Here is a 17,068-nt window from a genome sequence, read left to right on the forward strand (position 1 = left end):
CCATAATCATGTTAATTGACTTCAAATCCTACCTACCACCACCATAAAATCCGCTTTTACTTAAGTTTAGCCTCCAAATGTCTCAACAATGTTCGGGTAAAAATAATCTAACTTTTTTTCAATAAATCGCTTTCCGAACTAAAGTTACTCAATCTGACCCAACAAAAACGGCAGTTAGCTTAGGAAAACCTAAGCTAACTGCCGTTTTAAATCTAATTATTTATCTTCTTCTGGACGCATCGTTGGGAAAAGTAAGACATCACGAATCGAGTCCGCATCCGTCATTAACATAACCAACCGATCAATCCCGATACCTAACCCACCAGTAGGCGGCATCCCGTATTCCAACGCCTCGACAAAGTCTTCATCAATATGTTCAGCTTCGTCGTTACCAGCAGTCCGTTCCGCAGCCTGAGCTTCGAAACGTTGCCGTTGGTCAATTGGATCATTCAATTCACTGAACGCATTGGCGTATTCATTACCTAAGATGAAGAGTTCAAAACGATCAGTAAACCGTGGATCTTCTTCATTCTTCTTAGCTAATGGCGAAATTTCAACTGGATGACCATAAACAAAGGTTGGTTCATTCAACGTGTCTTCAACAAATTCTTCAAAGAACGCATTAATGATATGACCAACTTTCCAGTATGGTTCATACTTCACGTGATGTTCATCCGCCAATTTTTGTGCATCTTCAATTGACATTGGTTGCCAGAAATCAATCCCAGTCTTTTCTTTAATCGCATCGACCATGTGAATTTGCTTAAATGGTTGATTGAAATCAACTTTTTGATCATGATAAGTGACAATGCCATCGTCAGTTACGGCTTGCGCTGCGGCTTTAAAAATACCTTCCGTCTCAGCCATTACATCATGGAAGTCGAAATAGGCGACATAAGTTTCCATCATGGTAAATTCAGGATTATGTTCACGGTCCATCCCTTCATTACGGAAAACCCGACCAATCTCATAAACCTTTTCCATGCCACCAACGATCAGGCGCTTCAAATGTAATTCCAACGCAATTCGTAAGTAGAGATCAATGTTCAACGCATTGTGGTGAGTCACAAATGGCCGTGCTGCCGCACCACCAGCTTGATTATGCAACATTGGCGTCTCAACTTCTGTGAAGCCTTGATCGTCTAAATGATGCCGAATCGCTGAAATAATCTTCGTCCGCTTCAAGAAACGATCAAAGCTATCGCGGTTAGAGATCAAGTCCAAATACCGTTGGCGATAGATCTGTTCCACATTCTGTAACCCATGGAACTTATCTGGCAATGGTCGTAACGCCTTTGATAAGAACGTTAAACCAGTTACTTTAATCGTTAATTCGCCAAAGTCCGTCTTAAAAACTTGGCCGGTAATTCCAAGGAAATCACCAATATCAGAACGCTTGAAGATATGGTAAGTATCTTCGCCGACTACATCTTTACGAATGTATAACTGCATCTTACCTGAGCGATCCCAGATATCAGCAAAACCGACTTTACCCTTACCACGCTTAGCTAGCATCCGTCCAGCAATGGTTGCCACCACTTGTTTAGCGTCTAGCTCGTCCTTATCCATATCCCCATACTTGTCTTGCAAGTCCTGGGCTAAATCAGTCCGTTCGAACCGGTGACCAAAGGGATCAATCCCCTCTTCACGCAGTTCATCCATTTTTTCGCGACGAACCTTCAGTTGGTCGTTCATCGTCTGTTCTTGTCGTGCCACTAGTGTTCCTCCATTTCTAGTTAGCGTACAGATTTATTCCGTACCTAAACAATCACTACATGTTAATTTTGACAATCACGCCGCCAAAATGCAAGTTAATTATTCACTTTACCGCGTGACTAGCCAAATAAGTTGCCGTCTGCTCCTGAAACTGCGTTAAAATGCGCATCATTTCTGCTAACGAGCTTGCCTCCATTAAAGCCACTTTGGTCCGTGCCGACCTTGGGATGCCTTTTAGATAGTACGGCGCTTGTTCACGGAATTCATGACAGCCGCCCCGCTCACCTTTTAAAACCACTAACCGCTGCAAATGTTCCATTGCCGTTTGCATCTTAGCCATCGGTGTGGGTGGCGTTAGTAACTCCCCGGTTGCTAAATAGTGTACTGTCTGGGTAAGCATCCACGGATTACCTTCTACCGCCCGGCCAATCATGACGGCATCGGCCCCGACTTCATCAAGCATCCGCGCAGCATCTTGAGGTGTCTGAACGTCACCATTACCCATCAATGGAATCGTGAGGGCATCCGCCACCCGTTTTAACACGTCCCAATCAGCATGGCCTTGGTACATCTGCTTACGAGTCCGTCCATGCATTGCAACGGCAGCTGCACCAGCTCGTTCGGCAGCCCGCGCATTCTCGACGGCATATACGTGCTCTGCGTCCCAACCAGTTCGCATCTTGACCGTCACTGGTTTATTAACCGCAGCAGTCACAGCCGCGACCATCTCATAGACTTTATCTGGACTTAAAAGCCACTTAGCGCCCGCATCAGTCTTAACCACTTTATTCACCGGACAGCCCATATTAATATCAATAATATCAGCATTGGTCTGCTGATCGACAAACTGGGCGGCTTGAACCAGTGTTGCTTTCGAACCACCAAAGATTTGAATACTCATTGGATGTTCTTTTGGATCAACAAACATCATTTCCAGGGTCTTACGATTATGATACATGATCCCGCGATCAGAAATCATCTCACAAACGACTAACCCCGCACCAAAATCCTTGCAGATTACTCGAAAGGCCGCGTTAGTCACGCCGGCCATCGGTGCCACTACGACACGATTGGGAATCGTCACATCACCGATCTGCCACTCTTGATTCATTAAGCGTCACCCTTGGACCGTGAGAGCACTGCTTCTAGTTCGCGTTCACTGAACTGATACTGGTCCCCACAAAAATGACAAACTGCCGTGGCACCATGATCTTCATCAATCATTGCTTGAACCTCATGCTTAGGCAAAGCCATTAGTGCTTCGGCAAATCGTTCTTTAGAACAATCGCATTCAAACTTAACTGGCATTTTATCTAATACCTTAACGTCACCATCAAATAACAAATCCAAAATATCTTCTGGTGACTTACCATCACGCATCAATTGGGAGACTAACGGCATGTCTTTGAGCTTGTTTTCTAGCGAGCTGATGGCTTCATCCGTCGCATTTGGCAATACTTGCACCAAAAAGCCACCAGCAACTCCAATCGAATTGTCGTCATTTACAAACACCGACAAGCCAACAGCTGATGGAATCTGTTCGGACTGTGCTAAGTAATACGTAAAGTCTTCGCCTAATTCACCAGAAACTAACGCAACCGTTCCGGTGAATGGATCCCCAACCCCCTGATCCTTAGTCACAGATAAAAAGCCATCAGTTCCAACAGCCGCCTTCACATCGATCTTATGCTTATCATTCAAAGGCAAGTGCACATGGGGGTGCTGTAAATACCCCTTGACCGTACCTTTAGCATTGCCATCAACAACGATACCACCAACAGGACCGTTCCCGTTGATTTTAACGGTCATTTGTTCTTCACCCTTTAAAACCGATGATGCTAATAATAACGTACCAACCAAGCTGCGGCCTAACGCTGCTGATGCTGCACTCCAGGTATCATGTCGGCGTTGGGCTTCAGCAACCACGCCCGTTGCGCTAACTGCGTACGCTCGAAACATCTCATTACCCGCGACGCTTTTTACTAAATAATCTGCCATTTAATCATACTCCTATCTCAATCCGTCTTTAATTGCGACCCGACGCTCATAACCGAATTAACACAATTGATTTATTTTCCTGAAATATCATAACGCATAAAAGGAGCCGAGACAAAGTCCCAGCTCCTTCATTTTACTTTATTCAATACTATGCTTGCGAATTAGTATCATCCTGCGATGATGGTGTGGCACTTTCAGCATTTGGTAAACCGGTGGCTGAAGTTGCGACATCACTGTCGGTAGCTGATTCAGTGGCTGAATTAGCTGTTGAATTGACACTACTGTCAGCACTAACTTCTGAACTAGCATCCGATTCACTTGGGAAACTTGGTTCAGCAACACTCACATTAGTCGTAGTGTCAGCTGAGTCTGCTTGCTTATCATCCGCACTTTGGTTTTGCGCGTGCTTTTCAGCTTCGCGACGTTCCAATTCACGTTTGGATTCTTCGAAGGTAGCTGCTTTCTCACTTGGAAATTCATTACTATCCTTTTCAGGCATCTTACCAGTCTTAAACAGACTGAGAATTTGCTTTTCATCCAATGTTTCGTACTTCAATAAGGCTTCCGCAATTAACTTATGCTGTTCACGGTGTGACTCGATAATATCCGTAGCAGTTTGATGCGCTTCTTGGCTCAAACGCCGGACTTCATCATCGATCAATTGTGCCGTATGTTGTGAAAAGGCACTCGCACCCATACCCTGTTGGTAAGCTGCTTGTTGGTTGGCATTTTCTAACTCAACAGGACCAAGCTTTTCACTCATCCCATATTGAGTAACCATTGCCCGGGCAATTTGCGTTGCCTGTTCAAAGTCATTAGAAGCACCTGATGATTGCGCCCCAAAGATAATTTCTTCAGCAGCACGACCACCCATTAAACCAGCCATTTGTTCCTTCGCATCACGTTTCGACATCAACATCTGATCTTCACGTGGTAACATGATGGCATAACCGCCAGCACGACCCCGTGGCACGATCGTTACTTTATGAACGACCCGTGCATCATTCAAGACCAATCCAACAATCGTATGACCAGCTTCGTGATAAGCCACGGTTTCCCGTTCATGCTTATTCACAACGCGATCATGCTTAGCAGGTCCGGCAATGACCCGATCTTCTGCTTCATCGAGATCCGCAGCGTCAACTTGCTTCTTATTACGACGGGCAGCTAACAAGGCCGCTTCGTTCAATAAGTTTTCCAAATCGGCACCCACGAATCCAGGTGTTTGCTTGGCAATTTCCTTCAAATCAACGTCAGCTGCTAATGGCTTATTCTTAGCATGGACTTTTAAGATGGCTTCCCGACCCTTAACGTCTGGACGACCAACTAAGATCTTCCGGTCGAAACGACCTGGACGAAGTAAGGCAGGATCAAGTACATCAGAACGGTTTGTCGCCGCCATGACGATGACACCTTCATTACCTGTAAAACCATCCATTTCAACTAACAATTGGTTCAGGGTTTGTTCACGTTCATCATGACCGCCGCCCATACCATTGCCACGTTGCCGACCAACCGCATCAATTTCATCAATAAAGATGATAGATGGGGCGTTCTTCTTAGCTTGTTCGAATAAGTCCCGAACCCGGCTAGCACCAACCCCGACGAACATTTCGACGAAGTCAGAACCAGAGATTGAGAAGAATGGGACACCAGCTTCACCGGCAACCGCTTTAGCAAGCAACGTTTTACCAGTACCAGGAGGCCCCTCGAGGAGTACCCCAGATGGGATCCGTGCACCTAAGGACACGAACTTCCGCGGATCTTTCAAGAATTCGACAACTTCGACCAATTCTTGCTTTTCTTCTTCTTCACCGGCAACATCTGAGAAACGAACCTTATTTTGCTTACTATCAGCTGGTTTTGCTTTGGTCTTACCAAAGTTCATAACCCGGTTGTTCCCGCCGCCTTGTCCTGCTTGTCCCATCATCATATAGAAGAGGAATAACATCAGGATGACTGGCGCGATGTACATTAATAACGTGACCCAGATGCCGCTAGATTCTTCGGCCTTAGCCGTAACCTTGACGTCATGCTTAGCCGCCAACTTAGAAACTTGGTCAACCGTGGAGTTGTTTTCCAACATCGTTGTTGAAAATGACGTCGTCTTTGTAGATGCGCTCTTGATACCAAGGGCGTTTGCAGAAGAAGTCGTCCGTGCTTTCCGGTATGAACCAGTTACCTTGTAGACGCCGCCACTAGGCTGGATACTAACGTTTTTAACGTTATTCTTATCTAATTGTTTGACAAATTCGCTATAACGAATATTTTGCGTTTGTGAGCCGGAATTACCGCCAAAGAAAAAGTAGATAATTCCCATCAAGCTCAGAAACATCAAAATGTAAAATAAGCTATTACGAAAGAGTCCATTGCGTCGATTGTTCATATGTGCCTCCTTCATCGAAACTTTTATATACAGTACTTCGATAGTCTAAATAATAGCACATTTGACTATCATTGACCAATTATTTATGCTCGTAAATCGCAGGTTTTAAAATCCCAACGTACGGCAAGTTCCGATAGCGTTCTGCATAGTCAAGACCGTAACCGACCACAAACTCATTCGGTACTTCAAAACCAATATAATCTGCCTTAATATCAACGAGTCGACCAGCTGGTTTATCCAATAACGTGCAGACCTTAACTGAGTTCACATCGCGCCGCTTCAACAAATCGATCAAGAACTTCAACGTCCGCCCGGTATCAATGATGTCTTCAATGACTAACACATCACGACCCGTCACATCAGCATCTAAGTCCTTCGTTAGTTGAACCTCACCACTAGAGATCGTTTCATTACCGTAACTTGATAAATTAATAAAATCAAGATCCGCGTAAATATCCATTTCACGAATAATGTCCGTGGTAAATAAAACGGCACCCTTGAGTACGCAAATAATTAATGGGTTCTTACCAGCATATGCAGTTGTGAGTTCTTTTCCTAATTTTTGTGCAACCTGATGGATATCCTCGCGACTATAAAGTACTCGTTCAATGTCGTTGTTCATCGTTTCAGATGTACTCCTTTCAACTCTCGTGTTTTAAGGCTAAAAATACTGTCTGGGTACCAGTCGTACGATAGCTAAACTTATGACCGACCACCCACAGAACGTTCCCTTGAGCATTCACTAACACTTGCACCTGTTCACGCCGTTCAGCCGGAACTTTTCGATCAATCAGCAGTCGACGTACCAGCTGATGACCACCGCCCTTGAGAACGATTCGATCACCAGCTTGCCACGGCCGCCACACTAGCGGCCAATCGGCTTCTGTTAACCAAAATGGCTGACTGACAACATTTGGCACCCGCGTAAAGATTCCCACCGTTTGGGTTGCAGTAATTTTCTGCCATTGGTTTAAGTCTACCATAATTTTTTCACGGGGCATTAACTTTTTACCCCTTTTTTTTATTGGCAAAGCTTCAATGATACCAGCGTTACGGTACAACTCCCAGGCCGCGTTTACCGTTAATCTACTCGTGGCAGGCCGCGTCCGTTGTCCCCACGAGACCAGCGGTTGTAACTTCGACTCGGTGAATAGTTGTTGCGTCTGCTGCTCGAGCCACGTCGCAAAAACGGCTAACTGCCACTGGCTCGGGAGTGCGCCCCACTGATCAACAACCAACGCCCCTGTGGCCGTTACGACCTGCGACAGTAGTACCGTGACCATTTGCTTTTTAGCCGTCAACAGCGTTGTCAACTGTTGCTGGTAATCGGCCACATGCTTTAATAACTGGGGATTAACCGTCATAAGTTCTGGCACGACACGGTGCCGAATCCGATTACGGGTCAAGGCCACATCTTGATTAGTAACGTCTTCAAAATAAACGACATGCTGCTCGGCAGCATAGTTTCGTAGCTGATCTTTCGACCACGTCAACAACGGCCGAATTAATCGGCCCGTTGCAAAGGGCCGACTAGTTGCGATTCCTGTCAATTGTGAGATGTCGCCACCACGCGCAAGCTTCATCAGATACGTTTCGACTTGATCATTGGCGTGGTGCGCAGTCAAAACTGCCGTTGCACGATTTTCCCGCATCACCTTAGCAAAAACATGGTACCGAAACTGACGCCCAGCTGCTTCAATACCACTCTTGGGATGTGCCGCGGGTAGCCAATCGGCCATGACTAGCTTCAAGTTTTGCTGCTGGCAATATTGTCGCAAGTAGTCCGCTTCCATTTGACTTTGTTCGCGTAAATGATGATTAACATGAGCCACCACTACCCGTGGCCGTTCCGCTGCTGGCAATCGTTGCAACAAATGCAACAATACCATTGAATCGACCCCAGTCGACACCGCTACCACCACTGTTTGCTGTGGTGATAACAGTTTGGCTGCAGCTAATTGCCGATTGAACTTTTGAATTGGTGTCATCTTAACCTCCCATCTAACTTCATTATAAATACATTGGATTTATTTATTGTTAAAACTTGCCGATTAGTTGGCTGGTCGTTTGTCACCTATTTGAACATTATTCCGACTGGATAGCATAAGATGAACTAGCCAAGCAAGTTTACAGTAACTCACACCGTTTCCAACGTGTCTCGCTGACTGACCTTGAACAATCGGCAATTTTCAATAAAAAAAGCACGGTCGTGACTCTAAATAGCCGCACCGTGCTTCAAAATTTAACTAGATTAATGGCAAGTCACTAAGTTTAGCTACGACGACCACCACGGCCACCACGCTTACCTTCAGTATTACGCTTTAAGGTTGCTAGCCGATCCTCGCTATCTTTTAAGAAGCCAGACATCAATGAATCAAAGTCCTGCTTCTTAGGTTCATGTTGTCGTGATTGGTAACGACCGCCGCCATTTCCCCCACGACTATGGAAATTATTTGACCGATCGTGATGATTGCCATTGCTTTGACGTTCACCATGACCATGGTTGTTACCTTGATGATTGTTTGGCCGGTTGCCACCCTGATGGTTGCCATGATGTTCATGTTCACCTTGAGGTTTGTCAACCGCTTTACGGATTGACAAGCCAATCTTACCGTCATCACCAACGGATAACACTTTGACTGTAACATCGTCGCCCACGCTCAAGACATCATGAATGTCCTTTACAAAGCCATCGGAAACCTCACTGATGTGTACTAGCCCCGTTTGATTATTACCCAAGTTTACAAATGCACCAAAATTAGTAATCCCAGATACCTTACCAGTGACTTTTGTACCTACTTCAATTGCCATAAAAAAAGTTGTTCCTCCTATGAAATAATGGTTTTAGTATAGCATACTTTGTGAAACGTTGAGTTATACATTTAAGCAATTAATAAAAAGTGGTCTACTCATATAAAGCAGACCACAACCCCGATTAGTTGGCAGTTACATCGGCAGCATTATCATTTGGTAAGCTGTAGACCGTTTCGCCACTCTTCGTATAATCATACTTTGAACGTAATAACTTTTGTAAGTAATCCTTATTATTCAACTGTTTGATCTGACTCTCAAGTTGATTATTTTTTTGCTGCACCTTTTTTAATTTAACTTGACTGGTCGCAACTTGACGGTTTACCTGGTGCAGATTGGACCGCGTATTAATCAACTGAAAACCAAAGAATAGTATCAATGCTCCGAACACCGCAACAATCAAAATAAACCGTCGCCGCCGTACTTGTGCAACACGCTGGGCTTGCCCATGCTCGTCGGTGGCAACTTGACGAATATAATCATTATCTAACTGCTTGATTTTGTTACGTGACCCGTTCGTCATGTTGGTCCAGTCCTTTCAAATTGGGTTGCCTAAATTATAACAACTTCATCGGCCGGTGTAAACGACATCATGCTGATTAAGTCAACGTTTACGACCATTTCGATGAACGGATACACCGACCTAATCACTAAATGGTTGGCGATAATCCGTTTTGTAGTCTTCGCTGATGATGTCATACATCAGCTCGGCATCATTTTTCTTAGTTGTTTCCAATAACTGCGTCACTTTGACTGTTAATGTCTTATTTCCAAAACTAATAATTAGTTCATCATCAACGCTAACATTACTGGAAGATTTCGCTACCTTACCGTTAATTTGAATCCGCCCCTTATCGGCGATTTCTTTAGCAACAGAGCGCCGCTTGATGATTCGTGAAACCTTTAAAAACTTATCTAAACGCATACTCATGAATGATGTTCCTTTCCTTTTGCAACGGCCTTAATTAGCCGCTTTCCATATGGCAACACTAACCACTCGCGAATCGTGAATAATCGGGCATAGACGGCCCCGGCAACAAACACCAGCACACCGATTAGCACCCCAATCACCGTTATAATTCCAGCCATTCCACGCGTATTCGCTAGTATCGGACCTACTAAGGCGGTGATTTGATGACAACTAAGGATCACCACGATACCCATTACGGCACTTAATGCGAGCAATTTTATCAAATAACCACTCTCTAATAGCACCTGCTGCAAGTCTTCCGGCGAACCTAACCACATGACCGCAAACATCACGGCCAAGCTCAATACGGTCACCGCACTGGCACCGTTGATGCCATAGTGGACCACGAAGATGTAATTAGCCAGCACTTTTGTCGCTAATCCAGCAATGATGCCAATGATCATGGCCGTATATTCGTTCAAACTCTGTAACACACTTGTATACGTCGTAATCAACGCTGCAAATAAAATACTAATAATATAGATTCGCAATGCCGTTGTTCCTTCTAATGAACCAAATAACAAGCGATTGATTTGTGGCATCAACGCAACTAGACCGACCGTCGCTGCCATTGATAATGCTAAACTAACGTGAACCATCGCCTGTGTCTGGCGCTTGAATTCAATCGGTTGACGCTTGGCTAACGCATCCGTCAAAGCAGGCAATAACGTTGCTGAAAAGGCCGTCGCCACCACCAACCCTAACTGAACCAAAGGTTGACCACGATCGTAGACCCCTTTTAGTGCCTTGGCTACTTCTGGTAACTGACCTTGATGCACCAAGCCCCGCATAACCGTAAATGAATCCACTAATTGCAGTAAGATAACGACAGCGGCGACAAGACACAGCGTCCCACCTTCAATTACAAATCTTTTGGTTAATTTGCGATAACTAGGTAACGGGTGGGTCGGTGCGGGTGCGGGCGCCAATAAATAGCGTAGACCAAAAGCAGTAAAAATCAGTGATGAACAGATTGCAGCTAGTGGCGCTGAACTCATTGCCCACGTTCCCATCCGATAATTATCCCAACCGAGACGGACACTGAAATATGCAGCCATGATGATAATTGCGACCCGTACGACCTGTTCGATCAGTTGGGACACTGCGGTCGGTCCCATCAAAAATTTTCCTTGATAGTAACCACGGCCGGTTGCTAACCATGGCATAAAGACAAACATCCAAGCCACGGCACTAATGATTGGTGCTAGATTAACGTCACCCATGTGGGCCGCAATCCACGTTGCACCAAGCTGCAAGCCGAAAAAGACGACCAACGATAATCCGGATAAGATATGAAACGCCCGCCGTGCAATCAGCGACTTACTCGTTTCGTCTGGCTGTTCTGCCACTAACTTAGAAATAAAATTTGGAAATCCATTTAATGCAAAGGTCATGCCAATGCCGTACAGCGGATAAATCTGCTGATAAACGTAAAATCCCGTATTACCAACCATGTTCTGTAAGGGAATCCGGTATACCGCGCTTAAAATCTTAGCGACTAATGATGATATCGATAAAATTAACGCACCTTTGAACACGGTGTTCAAGTGATCCTTTGGCATAACAAATCCCTTCTACCGAGCAACTCGGTGTCTCATACTAATTCATTTGAGCCGCGCCCTGACTAGCCAGGACAACGCCCCATCAGACGATAATTCCTGCTATTTGCCATTGGTTCCACTCGATAGCGCTTAACCCACCCCGTGCAACCATGCTTCATAACAACAACTACCGAGCTAAGACGCACTAGCGACATCGTCTTCGGCTAAGATCAAACTCAGTTGTTCGACAAACTGTGTTAATTGCGCCAGCCACTCATCCTGTTGCATCTTTGGCTGAATGACTAATTTAACCTTCATTTTATCATCATCAATTCCAACTGTCGCTTTTAATTTTGTTTTTGCCAAGGCCTTAAAAATATCTTTAGTATCTAGCTTAGCCGTCCCTTGTTTGGATAACGTTAGGTGTAGCTCACTATCGTCACGCTGAATCTTCTCAATCAGCGCGTCATCCGCCAGTAACTTCAGCTTACCTACTGCTAATAGTCCAGCGACTTCTACCGGATAATCACCAAATCGATCCATTAAATCATCCTGAACTTCCATGTACTGATCATTATTCTCCAGCTGGCGAATCCGTTTATAAATTTCGATCTTTTGCCGTTCATCTTCAATATAGCTGGTCGGCAAGTAGGCTTCGATTCCAAGTTCGACCGTGGCATCGGTCTTAACTTTAGCCGCCTGACCACGCTTCTTCGCCACTGCTTCTGACAACATCTGGGTATAGAGGTCATAACCAACTGAGTCAATAAAGCCGTGCTGTTGCTTACCTAACAAGTTACCAGCACCCCGAATCGACAAGTCGCGCATCGCGATTTTAAAGCCAGATCCAAGTTCCGTAAAGTCCTTGATGGCCTGTAACCGTTTCTCACCAACTTCTGTCAAAACTTTATTTTGCTGATAAGTAAAGTAAGCATAGGCGACCCGACTACTCCGACCAATCCGGCCACGCAACTGGTATAGCTGTGACAGTCCCATCCGGTCAGCATTTTCCACAAATAAGGTGTTGACGTTTGGAATATCAACCCCGGTCTCAATGATCGTTGTTGTCACTAACACATCGTACTCACCCCGAATGAAATCGTAGAGAATCCCTTCGAGTTGTGACTCAGGCATCTGACCATCAATATGGGCCACCGCCGCGTCAGGAACCAAGTCTTTGATCTGTGCAACGACTTTATCAATATCATGAACCCGGTTATGCAAATAAAAAACCTGCCCATTACGTTGCATTTCTCGTTCAATTCCCTCTTTAATGACGCCAAAATTCTGTTCCATGACGTACGTTTGGATCGGATAACGGTTCGTTGGCGGCGTCTCAATCACTGATAAGTCCCGTACACCGAGCATCGACATGTGTAATGTTCGCGGAATCGGCGTTGCCGTTAACGTCAAGACATCCACACTAGCCTTCAAGGCCTTCAGTCGTTCCTTATGCTTGACCCCAAACCGTTGTTCCTCATCAATAATGAGCAGGCCCAGATCAGCAAACGCGACGTCCTTAGACAGTAAGCGGTGCGTACCAACCACGATGTCAATTTCACCACTCTTTAACTGTTGGACCGTCTCTTTCATTTCCTTAGTTGTTCTGAATCGTGACAGCATGCCAACGTTAATCGGGTAGCCTTCAAACCGATTCAGCATCGTTTCATAATGTTGCTGAGCTAAAATGGTCGTTGGCACTAGAAAGGCCACTTGTTTGCCGGCCTCAATCGCCTTAAACGCGGCCCGCAACGCGACTTCCGTCTTCCCATAACCAACATCGCCGACCAATAGGCGGTCCATCGGTTTCGGTCGTTCCATATCATGCTTGATTTCATTAATACTACGAATTTGATCCGGCGTCTCTGGGTACGGAAAATCGTTATCGAAATCATCTTGATAACTATCGTCCGGTGGAAAGGCGTAACCTTTCTCCGCCTCTCGCTTGGCATACAGGTCGACTAGTTCATCCGCGATATCTTCAATTTTCGCCGCGACTTTGCGCTTCGCTTTCGTCCATTCGGTACCACCCAACTTATTGATGCGTGGCGTCTTTGATTCTGACGAAACGTACTTTTGAACTAGGTTTAACTGGGTCACGGGAATAAAGATCTTCGCATTATTTTGATACGCAATCGTAATGTAGTCTTGATGGACACCATCAACTTCCAGCGTCTCCATACCAACGTACTTTCCGATCCCGTGATTGACGTGCACGACGTAATCGCCGGGTTTGAGATCCGTATAACTCTTCAACCGTTCGGCATTAGCCAAGGTCTGACGACGTGGACGCTTCTTAGCCACCTTCTTGAACATTTCTTGCTCGGTTACGATGACTAATTTACCATCCGGAAACTCAAATCCATTTTGCAAGCTACCTTGCACGATTTGAACCGCACCCGGTTGTAAATTAGTGGCCTTAGTCATGACCGCTTCAATTTCAAAATCATCAAGCGTATCACTGACCTTTGTCAGACGCTCAGCCTCTGATACCATCAAGACCACCGTCTGTTTAAGCTTATGCCACCGATCCAGTTCGGTCTTCAACGCTGGGAGCTGCCCAAAAAATTCCTGCATCGGGCGTGTGCGCACGTTAGTGACTTGCGCTAGTTTGACGTTACCGATGCCCTTTTGAAACAGCGAAATCAAGAGTTGTGCATGTTGGTCATCCCGGAGCAAATCCCGAATATCATTGCCGTAACTCGCAGTTGCCAGCACCCGGTGATGTGCCAATTGGTCCGTAACCCAGTCAGCTTCTTGCGTTAATAACTGCTGCTCACTATCAAGCAAACGCGAATATTCTTCGAAGATAACGAGCCCGTCAGCGGCCACATAGTCAAAAATACTCGTTTTCCGGTCGTATAAATAATCGCCATATAACAATAAATCGTTTCCGATAATTCCTTTTTCCATGTCAGCTAAAGGTTGTGCTAAATTATCGGCCAAAGTCTGGCGTTCGGCTGGCTTGAGTTTCTTACTTTCAGCCGCAATCGCCGTTTTAAGACGCTGTGCCCCGGCCTGCAGCATAGCTGTTGTCAGGATAAAATCGGTAGCTGGCAAAATTGTATACTCATCCAAGTTTTCCACCGAACGTTGCGTTCCCGGGTCAAAATACTTCAGTGTATCAACTTCAGTATCAAAGAAGTCCAGTCGTAAAGGGTAGTCCGCATCTAACGGGTAAATATCCACGATTGAGCCCCGTACCGCAAAATCTCCTGGGCGTGCGACTAACTTTTCCTTAACGTAACCCATGTCGTGTAGTTGCCGCTGCAAGTCTTCCAAATCAATATCTTGACCAACGGCTACCGGTAACGTGGCTGCTTGAAATTGTGCGACGGGCGGCAAGAACCGCCGGGCACCTGCAACCGAGGTCACGATCACTGCCGGACTGTCACGCAATAAGGCGTTTAAAGCCTGGACCCGTTGCGCTCGTGACTCTGGTGAACTTGTCGCAACCTCCGTCGCAATCATTTCTTCAGCTGGGAATAAAAAAACTTGGTCTTCATCTAAGAGACTCGTTAAATCATCCACTAGCTGACTCGCGTGAAAACCGTTATCGGTCACGATCAGTAATGAATGCGTTAATTGGTGAAATAGCGCGCTTAAATAAACCGTTCGTGCCGAACCGTTCAATCCGGTGATTAGTTGCCGACTACGCGGGCTGATACCTGCTAAAATTGTTTGAAAGTCGGGCGTTTGCTCAACAATCGTTTCAATATCCATTCTGTCGTTTCCTCCCGGGCTAGTTATATTGATTCATAACTGCCGCAAAATCATCATTTGCTAACCAAGCTTCGACCGCCGCTAGCGCCGTAATCTTAGCATCGTCAAACTTCGCCACTTCGGCTGGCGTAAATTTCCCCAACACGTAATCAACAACACTCATCTTCTGAGGATGGTCAATACCAACTTTAACGCGCTTGAAGTGCTGATCGCCAACATGACTAATAATGCTCTTGATGCCATTATGACCACCCGCCGATCCCTTTTGTTTGAGGCGTACTTTTCCTAATGGCAAATCTAAATCATCATGTATAACGAGCAAATCAGCAGGATCAACATTGTAATAGCTCATCAACGGTCCCACCGCTCGTCCAGAATCATTCATATAAGTGGCGGGTTTCACCAGTAAAATCTTCTCACCGTCTTGAAAAGCCGTTGCCACCTGTGCTTCAAATTTACTCGTTTGAAACGTAACGTTTAGTTTGCTAGCTAATTCGTCCACAATCATAAAACCAACATTATGACGTGTCTGGGCATATTGCCGCCCAATGTTGCCTAACCCAACGATCATTTTCATAATTTTATCTTCTCCTATTACTTTGCATACCAAAACAGGCCGAACCGGTAATCGACCCGATTCGGCAACTCTGAGTAACGATACCACCTAAGTCGTATTGGCACCACTACTCACACCGTGACCGACGCGCCCGCCAGTCAAGTGTTCAAAAGTTAGCGTTTATTAAGTGCGATAAGTATACCACAAAGGGCTTATTGACGCCCGCCAAAGGGTTTTGCGGACATTGTTAATAATTGTATTAAAAGCATGCTCAATCTAACACTTATTTTGCACAAACATGGTATACTTTAACCGTAAAAACTAAATTTTCACTACGAGAGGATGACTTATTTTGTCAAGCATGCCAAATCATCAAAAAGTTGTGTTAGTCGGCGACGGCGCTGTTGGTTCTAGTTACGCTTTTGCCATGGCACAACAAGGAATTGCTGAAGAATTTGTAATTGTCGATGTTGTTAAAGATCGGACAAAGGGTGACGCCCTTGATCTTGAAGACGCCCAAGCATTCACCGCTCCCAAGAAGATTTACTCAGGCGAATATTCAGATTGTAAGGACGCTGACTTAGTTGTTATTACAGCCGGTGCGCCTCAAAAGCCTGGTGAATCACGTTTAGACTTAGTTAACAAGAATTTAAATATCCTATCATCCATTGTCAAACCAGTTGTTGACTCCGGCTTTGACGGCATCTTCTTAGTTGCTGCTAACCCTGTTGACATCTTAACTTACGCTACTTGGAAATTCTCAGGTTTCCCAAAGGATCGTGTCATTGGTTCAGGGACTTCCTTAGACTCTTCACGTTTACGCGTTGCGTTAGGCAAACAATTCAATGTTGATCCTCGTTCCGTTGATGCTTACATCATGGGTGAACACGGTGATTCTGAATTTGCTGCTTACTCAACTGCAACCATCGGGACACGTCCAGTTCGCGATGTCGCTAAGGAACAAGGCGTTTCTGACGAAGATTTAGCCAAGTTAGAAGATGGTGTTCGTAACAAAGCTTACGACATCATCAACTTGAAGGGTGCCACGTTCTACGGTATCGGGACTGCTTTAATGCGGATTTCCAAAGCCATTTTACGTGATGAAAATGCCGTTTTACCAGTAGGTGCCTACATGGACGGCCAATACGGCTTAAACGACATTTATATCGGGACTCCGGCTGTGATTGGTGGAACTGGTTTGAAACAAATCATCGAATCACCACTTTCAGCTGACGAACTCAAGAAGATGCAAGATTCCGCCGCAACTTTGAAAAAAGTGCTTAACGACGGTTTAGCTGAATTAGAAAATAAATAATCATTTCATACGATTAAGTGTATGATGAACGCTCGTCTATAGCAGACGGGCG

13 protein-coding genes are annotated in these 17,068 nt (G+C 45.3%); 1 reads left to right on the forward strand and 12 read right to left on the reverse strand.

Annotation, left to right across the window (positions count from 1 at the left end):
* Window positions 1-216: 216 nt before the first annotated feature.
* From lysS to pth, 12 genes are all read right to left on the reverse strand, one after another.
* A complete protein-coding gene (gene lysS, locus E5260_RS13050) occupies window positions 217-1,716 on the reverse strand; it encodes a lysine--tRNA ligase (RefSeq protein ID WP_003642090.1) in 1,500 nt (499 codons plus the stop codon).
* A gap of 103 nt (window positions 1,717-1,819) precedes the next feature.
* Window positions 1,820-2,827 carry a tRNA dihydrouridine synthase DusB gene (gene dusB / locus E5260_RS13055; RefSeq protein ID WP_003642089.1) on the reverse strand — a complete coding sequence of 336 codons (1,008 nt, stop codon included), beginning with the start codon at window positions 2,825-2,827 and terminating at the stop codon, window positions 1,820-1,822.
* Complete coding sequence (hslO, locus tag E5260_RS13060; RefSeq protein WP_003642088.1) at window positions 2,827-3,714, reverse strand: Hsp33 family molecular chaperone HslO; 888 nt, start codon at window positions 3,712-3,714, stop codon at window positions 2,827-2,829. The genes dusB and hslO overlap by 1 nt, the downstream gene beginning before the upstream one ends.
* Window positions 3,715-3,862: 148 nt before the next feature.
* Window positions 3,863-6,100, reverse strand: coding sequence for an ATP-dependent zinc metalloprotease FtsH (gene ftsH, locus E5260_RS13065; RefSeq protein ID WP_003643854.1), 2,238 nt, complete (start codon window positions 6,098-6,100; stop codon window positions 3,863-3,865).
* A 79-nt stretch (window positions 6,101-6,179) separates the two neighbouring features.
* Complete coding sequence (gene hpt / locus E5260_RS13070) at window positions 6,180-6,722, reverse strand: hypoxanthine phosphoribosyltransferase (protein ID WP_003642086.1); 543 nt, start codon at window positions 6,720-6,722, stop codon at window positions 6,180-6,182.
* Between the two features lie 19 nt (window positions 6,723-6,741).
* A complete protein-coding gene (gene tilS / locus E5260_RS13075) occupies window positions 6,742-8,088 on the reverse strand; it encodes a tRNA lysidine(34) synthetase TilS (protein ID WP_003642085.1) in 1,347 nt (448 codons plus the stop codon).
* 283 nt (window positions 8,089-8,371) lie between these two features.
* On the reverse strand, window positions 8,372-8,911 hold the full coding sequence (locus E5260_RS13080; RefSeq protein ID WP_003642084.1) for a S1 domain-containing RNA-binding protein: 540 nt from the start codon (window positions 8,909-8,911) through the stop codon (window positions 8,372-8,374).
* Window positions 8,912-9,035: 124 nt separating this feature from the next.
* Complete coding sequence (locus tag E5260_RS13085; RefSeq protein ID WP_003642083.1) at window positions 9,036-9,434, reverse strand: FtsB family cell division protein; 399 nt, start codon at window positions 9,432-9,434, stop codon at window positions 9,036-9,038.
* A gap of 120 nt (window positions 9,435-9,554) precedes the next feature.
* Window positions 9,555-9,836, reverse strand: a complete 282-nt coding sequence (locus E5260_RS13090; protein ID WP_024272511.1) for an RNA-binding S4 domain-containing protein — start codon at window positions 9,834-9,836, stop codon at window positions 9,555-9,557.
* Between the two features lie 2 nt (window positions 9,837-9,838).
* Entirely contained in the window at window positions 9,839-11,443 is a 1,605-nt protein-coding gene (locus E5260_RS13095; RefSeq protein ID WP_003642081.1) for a putative polysaccharide biosynthesis protein, read from the reverse strand.
* A 174-nt stretch (window positions 11,444-11,617) separates the two neighbouring features.
* The gene (mfd, locus tag E5260_RS13100) at window positions 11,618-15,145 is read right to left on the reverse strand and encodes a transcription-repair coupling factor (protein WP_003642080.1); all 3,528 of its coding nucleotides are present in this window, start codon (window positions 15,143-15,145) and stop codon (window positions 11,618-11,620) included.
* 19 nt (window positions 15,146-15,164) lie between these two features.
* Window positions 15,165-15,722, reverse strand: a complete 558-nt coding sequence (pth, locus tag E5260_RS13105; RefSeq protein ID WP_003642079.1) for an aminoacyl-tRNA hydrolase — start codon at window positions 15,720-15,722, stop codon at window positions 15,165-15,167.
* A gap of 331 nt (window positions 15,723-16,053) precedes the next feature.
* On the opposite strand from pth, the gene E5260_RS13110 reads away from it, so the two are divergent.
* A complete protein-coding gene (locus tag E5260_RS13110) occupies window positions 16,054-17,016 on the forward strand; it encodes an L-lactate dehydrogenase (RefSeq protein WP_003642078.1) in 963 nt (320 codons plus the stop codon).
* Window positions 17,017-17,068 lie beyond the last annotated feature (52 nt).

This window comes from Lactiplantibacillus plantarum, from assembly GCF_014131735.1.
Taxonomy (GTDB): domain Bacteria; phylum Bacillota; class Bacilli; order Lactobacillales; family Lactobacillaceae; genus Lactiplantibacillus; species Lactiplantibacillus plantarum.